General features: G+C 72.1%; 3 protein-coding genes. 1 reads left to right on the plus strand and 2 read right to left on the minus strand.

Annotated elements, in window-relative coordinates; all coding sequences use genetic code 11:
• The coding region (locus HW445_RS25420; RefSeq protein ID WP_180223244.1) for a hypothetical protein at nt 1–378 on the minus strand (378 nt) is incomplete at its 3' end.
• A 445-nt stretch (nt 379–823) separates the two neighbouring features.
• Here HW445_RS25420 and HW445_RS25425 point away from each other — a divergent pair.
• Nucleotides 824–2596 (plus strand): biotin carboxylase N-terminal domain-containing protein, encoded by a 1773-nt coding sequence (locus HW445_RS25425; RefSeq protein ID WP_180223245.1) that lies wholly within the window; start codon nt 824–826, stop codon nt 2594–2596.
• On the opposite strand, the gene HW445_RS32885 is transcribed toward HW445_RS25425, so the two are convergent.
• Nucleotides 2586–2781 (minus strand): hypothetical protein (locus HW445_RS32885; protein ID WP_218957381.1); only part of this gene is annotated, 196 nt, incomplete at its 5' end. The genes HW445_RS25425 and HW445_RS32885 overlap by 11 nt on opposite strands.

The raw sequence follows: 2781 nt of genomic DNA on the forward strand, positions 1-2781 counted from the left end.
CGGGGACGACAGGAACAGCAGGATCAGCGCCAGCACCGCCGCCAGCACCGCGAACGCCGTGACCCCGACCAGCGCGAACGCCGCCGCGCCCAGCACGCCGTGCACGACGGCGACCGTCACCAGCAGTCCCGTGCCGAGGCGCCCCAGCGCGCGGCCGCGGATCGCGGAGACCAGGACCACCGCACCGCACGCCACGAAGAACAGGGCGAACAGCACCGCCCCGATCCGCGACGAGCGGGCCACCATGTCCGGGTCGAGTCCGGCGAGCGACATCCGCTGCCCCTCGACCACCATGGCGAGGAACCAGTTGAGCCACGCCACCCCGGCCGCCTCGGCGAACATCGCCGCCGCCAGGACGACGGCAACCGTCCTGCGCACCACCGGCCCCACCCACTTCCGCTGTTTCCGCCGTGCCCCGTCGGGCGCGGGAGCACCCGCCCGGGACCCTTTCGAGAGCCTGCCACTCCCCCGACCGGCGCATTACCCGGGGTATCTCCCAGGGTGGCGCGAACGTTACTCACGGGTATACGCAGCGGCAAGAGTTCTGACGGCCGCAAAGATTCGGCGAGGTGTTCGTAGGGAGTCCACAAAGAAACACGGCCCGCGGCGGCGTGGCTTTACAGAGACCTGGGCCACATACCCGGGCTAGGGTTTCCGGGGGGAGTCCCGCACCACCCGACGCGACAAGGGATTTCACGGCTCGGCACCCGCCGGCAGATCCTGGTTTCACGCTCCGTGTGGGCAAGCTCACCACTGTGGACGGGTCGTAGTGACGTGTCGGCAGTCCCTAAACTCGGCTTGTTTCAAGGAGGGAGCCTTCATCGTGCGCAAGGTGCTCATCGCCAACCGTGGCGAAATCGCAGTCCGCGTCGCCCGGGCATGCCGGGATGCCGGTATCGCGAGCGTGGCCGTGTATGCAGACCCCGACCGGGACGCTCTGCACGTGCGTGCCGCGGACGAGGCGTTCGCCCTCGGCGGTGACACCCCGGCGACCAGCTACCTGGACATCGCCAAGGTGCTGCAGGCCGCCGCGGATTCGGGCGCCGACGCGATCCACCCCGGTTACGGGTTCCTGTCCGAGAACGCGGAGTTCGCGCAGGCGGTGATCGACGCCGGTCTGAACTGGATCGGCCCGCCGCCGCAGGCCATCCGCGACCTCGGCGACAAGGTGGCCGCCCGTCACATCGCGCAGCGCGCGGGCGCCCCGCTGGTGGCCGGCACGCCGGACCCGGTGTCCGGGGCCGACGAGGTGGTGGCGTTCGCCAAGGAGCACGGCCTGCCCATCGCCATCAAGGCGGCGTTCGGCGGCGGCGGCCGCGGCCTGAAGGTCGCCCGCACCCTCGAAGAGGTGCCGGAGCTGTACGACTCGGCGGTCCGCGAGGCCGTCGCGGCCTTCGGCCGGGGCGAGTGCTTCGTGGAGCGCTACCTGGACAAGCCGCGTCACGTCGAGACCCAGTGCCTCGCCGACAAGCACGGCAACGTGGTCGTGGTCTCCACCCGTGACTGCTCCCTGCAGCGCCGCCACCAGAAGCTGGTCGAGGAGGCCCCGGCGCCGTTCCTCTCCGAGGCGCAGGTCGAGGAGCTGTACGCCGCGTCCAAGGCCATCCTCAAGGAGGCCGGTTACGTCGGCGCGGGCACCGTGGAGTTCCTGGTCGGCGCGGACGGCACGATCTCCTTCCTGGAGGTCAACACCCGCCTCCAGGTCGAGCACCCGGTGACCGAGGAGGTCGCCGGCATCGACCTGGTGCGCGAGATGTTCCGCATCGCCGACGGCGAGGAGCTCGGCTACGGCGACCCGGAACTGCGCGGCCACTCCTTCGAGTTCCGCATCAACGGCGAGGACCCGGGCCGGGGCTTCCTGCCCGCCCCGGGCACCGTCACCGTCTTCGAGGGGCCGTCCGGTCCCGGCGTCCGCCTGGACGCGGGCGTGGAGTCGGGCAGCGTCATCGGCCCCGCCTGGGACTCCCTGCTGGCCAAGCTGATCGTCACCGGCCGCACCCGCAAGGAGGCCCTGCAAAGGGCCGCGCGCGCCCTGGACGAGTTCAAGGTCGAGGGCATGGCCACGGCCATCCCGTTCCACCGCGCGGTGGTCCGGGACCCGGCGTTCGCCCCGGAACTCACCGGCTCCGCCGACCCGTTCACCATCTACACCCGGTGGATCGAGTCCGAGTTCGTCAACGAGATCCCGCCGTTCGCCGCCCCGGCGGACACCGAGAGCGACGACGAGGCGGACCGCGAGACGGTCGTGGTCGAGGTCGGCGGCAAGCGGCTGGAGGTCTCCCTCCCCTCCTCGCTCGGCATGTCCCTGGCCCGCACCGGCCTGGCCGCCGGCGCCAAGCCCAAGCGGCGCGCCGCGAAGAAGTCCGGCCCGGCCGCCTCCGGCGACACCCTCGCCTCGCCCATGCAGGGCACGATCGTCAAGATCGCGGTCGAGGAGGGCCAGGAGGTCAAGGAGGGCGACCTGATCGTCGTCCTGGAGGCCATGAAGATGGAGCAGCCCCTCAACGCGCACCGCTCGGGCACGGTCAAGGGCCTGTCCGCCGAGGTCGGGGCGTCCGTCAGCTCCGGCGCCGCCATCTGCGAGATCAAGGACTGACCCGTACCGCCCGGAGGGCGCGGGAGGCCACCGGCTTCCCGCGCCCTCCGGCGTTTCCACCGGTCACCGGCGACGCGGGCACGGACGCGGCCCCGGCCACCCGCCCGCCCGGCCACAGACGGCTCTCGCCCACGACGCCCCCGGCCACCCACACCACCAGGCCACCGGGAACCGCCGGGTCACCG

It is taken from the genome of Streptomyces sp. UH6 (assembly GCF_013421635.1).
GTDB classification, from domain to species: domain Bacteria; phylum Actinomycetota; class Actinomycetes; order Streptomycetales; family Streptomycetaceae; genus Streptomyces; species Streptomyces abyssomicinicus.